Raw genomic sequence first — 9,757 nt, 5'->3', positions numbered from 1 at the left:
ACAGTTCACGTGTTCACGGGTTGACGAGTTCACGAGTTAAAGACTTGTTTTATGTCGTTCAACTCGTGGACCCGTGGACTATTGAACTTCCAAGAAGAGTGAATCTTCTTGGTCCAAAAGCGCGTGAACGCCGTTAAGAGGAAGTTATGGGTGACGTAACAGGTTTTTTAAAACTTAAAAGAGAAGAATCTTGTTATAGGTCTGTTGAAGAACGCCGGAAAGACTATAAAGAGGCATGTCCTTTGCGTTCTGATACAAAATCAAAGGAACAGGCTTCGCGCTGCATGGACTGCGGGACTCCTTTTTGCCATTGGGGATGCCCTATAGGAAACTATATTCCTGAATGGAATGATCTTATATATCTAGGCGATTGGGAAAAAGCGTTTGAACTTCTTAACGCAACAAATAATCTTCCCGAAATAACGGGCAGGCTCTGCCCGGCAATTTGCGAGTTTTCTTGTGTACTCGGCATAAATGATGACCCGGTTACGATAAGAGAAAATGAGCTCGCGGTTGCTGAAAAAGCATTTAAAAACGGCTACATTAAAGCAAATCCTCCTTCAAAAAGAACTAATAAAAAAGTAGCTGTTGTGGGTTCTGGGCCCACGGGTTTAGCTTGTGCCGACCAGCTTAACAAAGCAGGGCATGCCGTAACAGTTTATGAAAAAGATAAAAAAATCGGCGGTATATTAAGGTATGGTATTCCTGATTTTAAGCTTGAAAAAAATGTTTTAGACCGGCGCATTAATATTTTAATTGAAGAAGGCATAAAATTTGAGTCAGATACAGAAGTTGGAAAAGATATTTCTGTAGAAAAATTAAAAAAAGAGTTTGATGCCGTTTGCCTGACCGGTGGAAGCAGAATCCCGAGAGATTTAAACATTGAAGGACGAAACTTGAAAGGGATTTATTTTGCCTTGGATTATTTGATTCAGCAGAACAAAAGAATTGCAAAAGAAAAATTTGACGGCGAACCAATAGATGCCAAAGGAAAAAATGTGGTTGTTATTGGCGGCGGCGACACCGGGTCTGACTGTATAGGCACCGCTAACCGACAAGGCGCAAAAAAAATTACCCAAATAGAAATTTTACCCAGGCCTCCGGAATGCAGGCCAAAAGAATGTCCTTGGCCGAAATATCCGATACTTTTTAAGACGACTTCAAGCCACGAAGAAGGCGGGGAAAGAGATTGGGCGATTTTAACAAAAAAGTTCATTAGTGAAAAAGGAAATGTCAAAAAACTTTTATGCACGCGAGTTGAGTTTGTCAGGGACTTAAGAGGCAGTCTGGTGATGAAAGAAATTCCCGGATCCCAGTTTGAAATTGAAGCGGATTTAGTTATACTTGCGATGGGATTCATTAATCCTGAAAAAGGGCTCATAAATCAGCTAGGAATTGAAACGGACGACAGGGGAAATGTGAAAACGGATTTAAATTATATGACAACAGTCCCTAAAATATTTACCGCCGGTGATATGAGGCGGGGACAATCGTTAATTGTTTGGGCCGTAAGCGAAGGCAGAACGGCAGCACATTTCATAGACTTGTACCTGATGGGGAAAACCTACCTGCCCCGAATATAAGCTGCTGCAAATTATCTATCCCGTCTAATGATCCAAGTATACTAATTAGTGCTTACTGAAAAATAGAACTAACGATTCAATTATTAACAAGTTATACGAAAAAAAGAACTTAGAAGTGCACGGTTTTAACACGCATTTCATCAAAAAGCTTGCACTTTTTGTTACGAAAATATTTTTCATTAAGCCCTTGATGGTTCGGCTTCGCAATTCGGCAAGCTCATTGCCCTGAGTGAAATCGAAGGACTCACCATCCTGAGTTTATCGAAGGATTACACAGATAACGGCAAGATTACACCGATTCATCGTCAATCATAATCTGTGTAATCAATTCTGTAATCAGTGTCCGCCCTAGTCGCCGCGCCTGCCGGCGGGCAGGGATCAGCCTTGGGCTGATAATCAAGGGTCTGATATGTTTTTCAGCAGACCCTAATTAACTAATCCTTGAAAAACCTTCCAATTTTACAATCAATTTACGTTTGTTTCTAAAATATTTCACAATTGAAAAGTAGTATTTGAATATTGTAATAATTTATACTTCGAACGAATGGGGGATCGTTGGAGATTAATATCAATTATCTACCGGCCTCAATTCCTTCCATCAAAACCGAAGTTCATCAAATGTAAATTAAATGAAAAGAAACATTATACTATTCATCGCTTTGATTTTTATAATGAAAAGCCTGACTATTGTGAACGGCATTGAAATTTCTTTGGAGGTTTCATCTCCGGTTATTCAATCAGCTTTTTCACAAGCTATCTCGGTTATAGATCTGCCATTTTCCATAATGGCTAATATTATCAAGGAACTTCCCTTGGTTCCTGAGTACAAACAGGCAGCAAAGGAACAAAACCGCAAAAAAGAAAGCCATTCTCAAAATAACAAATGTCTTTTCTTCTTAAATCCCACAAAAGAGCTAAAGACAAAATTAAAAACAAATATTGCGGAAAAAACCGGAGGGAAAATCGGCCAAGCAATAACCAGCAATTTGCAGGATTACAGCAAGTATTTATTGTCAATGTGTGAAAAAATAATTCCTGTAGCAATATGTATATTTCTTATTTTGCTTCCAAGAAGCGATATACCATTATCTGCCAGAACATTATCTTGCTTTATTCGGCCCAATTACGTTTTGAACGTAATTGGGTTTTTTAATTTTTGGGCTGATGAAAATATCATCAGCCCGTATATTATCAGGGGGATAAAATGAATTTTAAAAAGGGGGTAGCATTAGTCACGCTGGTGCTTTTTACTTTTTCGTCAGTGTTCAGCGGAACCGCGCGCGCTGTCTTTGACGTAAAAATCGGAGCAAAGCAGATTCTGGAAAATATTCAGGATTTGGTTATACCGCAAAGCGCGGGGCGTATTACCGACGGCCAGTTGTTTGACAGCAAACAGCTTGTAATCAACATCCAGGATCTTCACTGCAACCCGGAAGTTCAGCGGAACATCTCAAAGATACTTTCGGAACTTGACAAAAAATTCGGCTTCAAGAAGGTCTATGTAGAGGGCGGATACGGAAACATCAGTACGTCCTGGATATGCGACATCAAGGATAAGCAGGTCAAAACAGAAATCTTGGAAGACCTTATGAATCAGGGGAGGCTTACCGGAAGCGAATATTATTCCGCATTGTCCAACAAGCCGGATCTGTTGAAAGGAATAGAAGATGAAAAGATTCATAAGGCCAATATCGTACGGTTGGCACGTATTCTTGACAAAAAGGCGTATTTTGAAAAAAAGCTGAAGATTCTGGACAAAGACCTTGAGTTGATGAAAGAAGAGTATTTCAGTTCAAGAAATAAGCACTTTGATAGTCTTATTGACCAGCACAAGTCCGCAAGCATTAAAACAGAAAAATACTATGAACTGCTTAGCAAATATATCCAAAAAATCAATGAAAATCCGAACAATTTCAATAATCTTTCTCCTATACGGCTTGAAAACTATCCGCATATAAGCACTTACATAGAGTTGTCCCGGGCAACAAATAATTTCAATTACGATCGGATTTCCCGTCAGCTTCAGGAGTTTGTACGGGAAATAAAATCAAAGATGCCATACGGCGATTACCAATTGCTTCTTGAAAAGACCGACAATTTCTCAAAATCTGATAAGCTTTACGATTGTATTATCCAGATCGCAAAGAGTTACAATCTTAACCTCGAGCATAAATTCCCTGATTTAAAGAAATTCCTTACCTACGTGGAAAAAACCAAGAAGCTTAATCCGGTAAAACTTATTTGCGAAGAAAAAAGATTAACGGAAGAGATACGGATAGGATTTTCCAAAGACATCAGCGAGCTTGAGGTTTCGTTCCTTTCCGACTTCTACGGCTATTTCAAGGACTATCTCTTCAATACCTTGTCTGCAGACGACTACAAATATTTCATCCAGAGATTCGACAAATTCAAAAGCGTCTGGAACAAGTACGCTTATAACAGCACTATGAACGCCCTCATTGAAGAATTTGGCCTCCTAAACAGCTTTTATAAAACAAACTGTCAAAGAAACGAATGTTTCCTCAGCAAGCTGCCGATTACTTCCCAATCAGATGACCAAAAAAGGGCAGCAAAAATCACGGAACTTGAGCAGGAAAAGATAACGGCATCAATCAAAAAGTCTGAAATTGTCGTTGTCATTACGGGTGGTTTCCATACCGACGGCCTGCGAGAGGCTCTCCTGGGTAGAGGTATATCGTATATTGCTATAACACCGAACATTACAAAAGATTCCCCAACATCATCTGTAGTTTACGCCGCGCTTGCAAAGGAACAGGCAAAGGTTTTCAGCGCTCAGGCGCTAGCTCTTGCGTTGGGTTCCACCAATGCGAAGGTGCTAACCGTAGGTAATGACGAAATTGTCCTAGAGCTTAATGGAGAAACCATAACGCTTTCAAGAAATGGAAACAAAACTTTTCAGCTTTCCCAGCCCGTTGAAGGCATACGGATAGCCGGCAGGCAACTGGACAAAGAAGCGATAGAAACAACAGTTGCTCAGGCGTTTGAGATATCGCAAAGCATTCAGGAATTTGTAAATCCTTTGGCAGGCAGCGATCTTATATTCAAACTCGTCAAATATTTTTCAGCCTGGGCCGGCAGAGAAGGCATTTTTGGATATAACGGCCTGATTTGGTCAATAGCGAGCAACAAGGAAGTTCAAGACGCGATAGCAAAAGAAGGGGTAGATGAAAGCGAGCTTGCCATGCTTCCTGATTTTCTGCAGGAAATAATTAAAAGCCACACCTTAGGCAAGAAAATGTCTACCAGCACAAATCCAGTCATTAATGCGATCTTTCAAAATCCCTTGATTGGAAGCATTCTTGATGAACAAATGTTTCAGGCGCCGCTTAGGGAGCTGAAAGACATAAAGGAAGCGCTTGTGTCCGGTGAAAAACGCGACTTATTTCGCGGCAGACATTCTATGAATGATGAGGACTTCCAGAGAGGCATGGGCTTTATTAATTCTGTCTTACTGATAGCAGAAGCAGGAAGACTGACACATTCAGGATGGACACCAGAACAAAAGGATGAAGTAAATGCTGATTTTGGGGCCATTGAGGAAATAAGGTTCATATGGTCAATAACCAAGAAAGTTATTAAAGAAGAACTGACTCGTGACGATGCTGTAAATGAGTTAGCAAAGAAATATGCGGATGTTGAGGAAATTCGGAACAGGTTAGGGTTAATATTGGACAAAGGATTAAGTTCATTCTATGAAGCATTAGATGGCGGATTTAGCATAGAAATAGCGGGAAAGAAAGCCCAGAAAGCGCAAAGAAAGGAATTTCAGAAATATAATGAGAATGTTCTTTTAAAAGATCTTTACCAAGGGCTAATGATAGAACCTGTTATTATGGACATAATTAATTTGGTTATAAGAGTAGTTGAGGATCAATTCAAAACATTTGACATAGAAGCCTTGAGAGGAGTAATAAAAAAAGTTTTGGAAAATGCTCTCCTCGATATGGAATTATCTCTTGAAAACCTTGCAAATGTCGCCGCGCACGCTGCGTGGAATTTCCTGCACCCGCTTACGCCGTTAACTTCATCGAAGACAGTGCAACAAGCGAAACTTGATTCTATTTTGCTTGAAAAGGAAAAGGCTCAATCATTTGATAAAAATGAAGATGTTGCCAAAAATCTTAAAGAACAACTGGCTAATCTCAAAACGATTAATGAAGAGCTGTATACAAATGTTTTACAATTCTTCGCAAGTTTTTGCGGTTTCAGCACGGACGGGCAGAATCTGCCCGGCTGGGTGCATGAGTGGAGATGCGATTTTTTAAGGCTAAGCGGAAAAAAATTGGATGAAGAGGTTGAAACGAGGATACTAAATCTTCTTGATTCTCGAGAGAACCGGGAATTCAAGAAAACGTGGTACGAAGTTAAAAAACTCTTGTATGATAAATTCCGTGACATGGAAGAAACAGAATGGGAAAAACGACTCAAAAACTTTGAAGTTGAAAATTTTGTTAATTACAGGATTGCAGCAAAGCTGCTAGTTACGATGCTTTGGAAGGCATATCCGGAAATTGCAAAAAAAGTTTTGCCGGAAGAGAGGGAAGAACGATTTGAAAAAGAGACAGCTAGCATAGATTATTCAGAAACAGGCCCTTTTGAGTTTACCGTTTACGGGAAAAGCTATTGGGTTTATTCTGCCGAGGATTTGATTACCAGCGGCCTGGATGTTGAAAACTTTAATACGAAGTTATTGGGAGAATGCGAATATTTTGTTGTTGATATTGAAAATTTCACTAAAGATGAAGGATATATTGCGCTCAGGCAAAACGAATCAATTATTTGGGATAAGGATGACGGTATTGCAGACAGCTCGATTGAAAATCCTGTGATACGAATTGATTTTGGCGGACGTCTGATACTCGACATTGTTAGGAAAGGAAACGAAATAAGTTTCCGTGGAAAGTATTTGGATTCTAATAAAAAAATTACTTTTAGAACATGGCATCCTTCTGATAATTCTTTGGACGATGAAATCTTTTTCGCTACTGTGTGTCATTACGCAGACGATTATTTTAAAAATAAATATTCCCAGAATGCCACGCTGGCATCCCAGCCAGGTAACAATCCTGCCGCAAGCTCAGGGTCCCAAAGTTCTCCCGGATCGACAAATATGCCGCAGTTTGTTTGGTTAGATGCAAAGGACGCATTCAATCATCTTGACGACTTGCACAAGAGGATACAGGCAATAAATCCTGACGATACCTCGCGGATCGCACATTTACTAGGTGACTGGCAAAGAGAAAGAAACAATTTCGTTGCCCAGGCCAAAGCCGACAATTGGAAGGAATTTGATAGAGCAATCATTCAGAAATTAGTGGCGATGTATGGCGACACCCTAAAATTCTTTAATGAGGATCCGGGAACAGTGTTAACTCACGACATGAGCAATTTCTTAGCACAGCTTATCGAAAATAGACAAGACTTAGTTGAAGAACAGGACTTTTTTTATTTTCTTGAGACATTCAAGACCGCAACCAATGAAATATGCTGTCTATTGGGGCGCCAAGCCGTGCAGGACTTTTTTTCACGTATGCAACAATTCAGTCTTGAGATGAAATCGTTTCAGGGCATACTGGACGCATTAAATGGCAAGGCAAAAGTGGAAACAAATGCACAAAGTTTAGAAAAATTGATACTGTTTTGTGATCAATACGAACTGACCGATAAATACAAGAATCGTCAAAAATACACCGAACAAATTAACACCTGGCTAGAACCCATTTGGGACAAAATTATAAAAGCTAATGGCTGGGAGGCAGGCATTGAATCAGGGTTGTTGGCAAAAGATTACTGGGAGCAAACAAAGACAGGATGGTGGGACGTGGTTAAGCAGATTGCAAAACAGGGGTCGAACGTTCAGGCCGTGGCGCCAACAACATCGCCAAGACCAGCAGCGAAACCTGTGGCCAAGCCAGCTCCACAAAATACAAAAGATATAAACGTAAAGCTTGATGAAATAGAGAGGCTCATGCACCAGTGGTGTGAAACCGGCGAGGATCCTGGCGCCAATTCGATTGATTGCCCGGAACTTATAGAACAATGGGTAAATATAGGAACGGCTGCTGAGTGGAATACATTTACCGGATTTAATGAAGACAGCGTGGATAAATTAATAAATATCCTTATTTATTGGGTTAAGAATATTTATTTGATAAACAAAAAACATGGCAGTAACTACTTTGAAAATGATGTGCTGCTGGCGTCCATGATAGTAAACGCAATAGTTGATCTGTCACAGCATAACGAAGACGTGGTGAAAGCGTACGATTTGATTAATCTAATAAAAAAGTTTGCAGAAGTATTTCCGTCAGGGCAAAAGGACAGGGATTTTGAAGAATATGTTTGGGAAGAGTTTGATAGCATTGTGGAAGAATTAAGCTCAGATATAACGTGGGATGAAGACGCAATAGGAAAATTGATAGATGCTGTCCAGGGTTCTTTCGGCAAAGCAAATCCAAGTCCCATCCTAAATTCCCAGGGGGGCCCTGCTTTCAGCTCATGGGAAACCGTATGGAAAAATACATTCAAAGACAACGGTTGGAACGTTCCCCTTGCAGAAAAGATAGCGACAAAACAAAATGGCCGATGGGTGCCGAAACAAGGATGGGAAGTTGTGGCTGAATTATTGAATACCGCCAATAGCGGCTGGTGGCCTCTCACGACCAAATCGACCATTCAAAACTACCTCAAAAACCATCGTATTACGAGGTTTGTCTACGACCATATAAACAAATCACTTGCCATCGCCTGGATTTCAGTTTCCCCGAGGGTACTCGGTGCGCCGAAGGCAGAGCTTGAAGCGATATCGTCAGCGATCGCTTTAAAGATTCAAGGCAATGAAGATGAGTATGACCGTTTTATCAATGCCCACAAGCCGAAAGGAATTAGCGATGAAGAATGGTTAGTAAGCAAGGCCCGGGAAATGCTTACCGGAGGGCTTAGGAATATTGAAAACATTGTTAAGAAGTTGTTCGATAGCGGAGTAAACGAAAAAACCGTATCTAAAGCAATAGTAAAGGCGCATTTCAAATATAACCTTGTAAGAATAATCAAAACAACATTTACAAATATCGGCAGGATTCTAATCGGCAGAAAACCGATACCGTATGCTTTGATGACCCGAAAAAATGCAAATAAAACAAGTATCGCCAATCAGATAAATTCAAAAATAGAAGAAATAACTAAGTTTCTTTATGAGAATGATGGTATTAGTTATAATCAGATATACCCAAAATGGGAAGAGACGGAACATGCACTCAAAAATATATCTGCGAAATGGGATGAATATGACAATAATAGTCTATCAAAATTATTGAATTTATTTGTGTACAGTATTTTCCATAGAATACTTCTGACCCCCCACATAAGTGCTTTATTGACAGAATTACTAAAAAATAGACCAGAGTTAGCCGGTGAGGAAGATTTATTTAAACTGTTGGAACTGGTTGAGCATTATAATAAAGACTTTTTTGATCGATTTAATAATGATCCAGGTTTTGGGGCAACTCGCACAACTACTTTCTTTTATGATGCAATAAAACCTTTTCAGAATGTTTCAGCAGAATTAAGCAAAGCAGTAGATAGGAGTAGCTCAGGATGGACGACCGAACGGATCCAGAAGTTGATAGATTTTTCAAGAAACTTTACGTATGAACAGCGCAGCTTCGGAAAACTCGAAACTAGATCACAAACAAGTCACATGAACGACTGGTTATTTGCAGTCTGGGGAAAAGTAATTGCAGAAACAATAGGAGACAAAGATATTTGGAATGATAGACTTATGAAAGAGATAAAAGAAACAAAAGGATTTGAAAAAATTGCCGAATTATTAGAAAAAACGCAAGCAAAACTACAGTATAACAAAACTGAGCAAGAGACAAAATTTGAAGATATTACCGAAGTGGAAATTAATTATTTAGAATCAGGGCCTTTCGAAATTACACTTGGCGGGAAGAATTACTGGGTCTATTCAGCGGAGGATTTTATTCACAGCGGGCTTGATATTGAAAATTTCAATGCAGATGCCTTAGCAAAGTTCGAATATTTCATCATTGATATTGATAATTTCGACAAAGATGGAGGATATATAACTCTCGCGGATGGTGAAGAGCTCATAATTAAAGATGGAAAAATAAAATACAATTTTGAAGATA

At 39.6% G+C, this 9,757-nt stretch carries 3 protein-coding genes; all 3 read left to right on the top strand.

The genetic code is table 11. From position 1 onward, the window contains the following. Nucleotides 1-146: 146 nt before the first annotated feature. Complete coding sequence (locus tag NT145_07075; protein MCX5782448.1) at nucleotides 147-1,583, top strand: glutamate synthase subunit beta; 1,437 nt, start codon at nucleotides 147-149, stop codon at nucleotides 1,581-1,583. A gap of 629 nt (nucleotides 1,584-2,212) precedes the next feature. Next, complete coding sequence (locus tag NT145_07070; protein MCX5782447.1) at nucleotides 2,213-2,791, top strand: hypothetical protein; 579 nt, start codon at nucleotides 2,213-2,215, stop codon at nucleotides 2,789-2,791. Then, nucleotides 2,788-9,757: hypothetical protein (locus NT145_07065; GenBank protein ID MCX5782446.1), on the top strand; the 6,970-nt coding region annotated here is incomplete at its 3' end. The genes NT145_07070 and NT145_07065, both read left to right, overlap by 4 nt.

It is taken from the genome of Elusimicrobiota bacterium (assembly GCA_026388075.1).
GTDB lineage: Bacteria > Elusimicrobiota > Endomicrobiia > Endomicrobiales > JAPLKN01 > JAPLKN01.
Note: the sequence above shows the minus strand (reverse complement) of the source record. Positions and strands in the feature narration are given on the sequence as shown.

Bases quoted from the DNA above. Each gene is read 5' to 3' on its own strand.
- NT145_07075 (MCX5782448.1), top strand. From the start codon at position 147: ATGGGTGACGTAACAGGTTTTTTAAAACTTAAAAGAGAAGAATCTTGT.
- NT145_07070 (MCX5782447.1), top strand. From the start codon at position 2,213: ATGAAAAGAAACATTATACTATTCATCGCTTTGATTTTTATAATGAAA.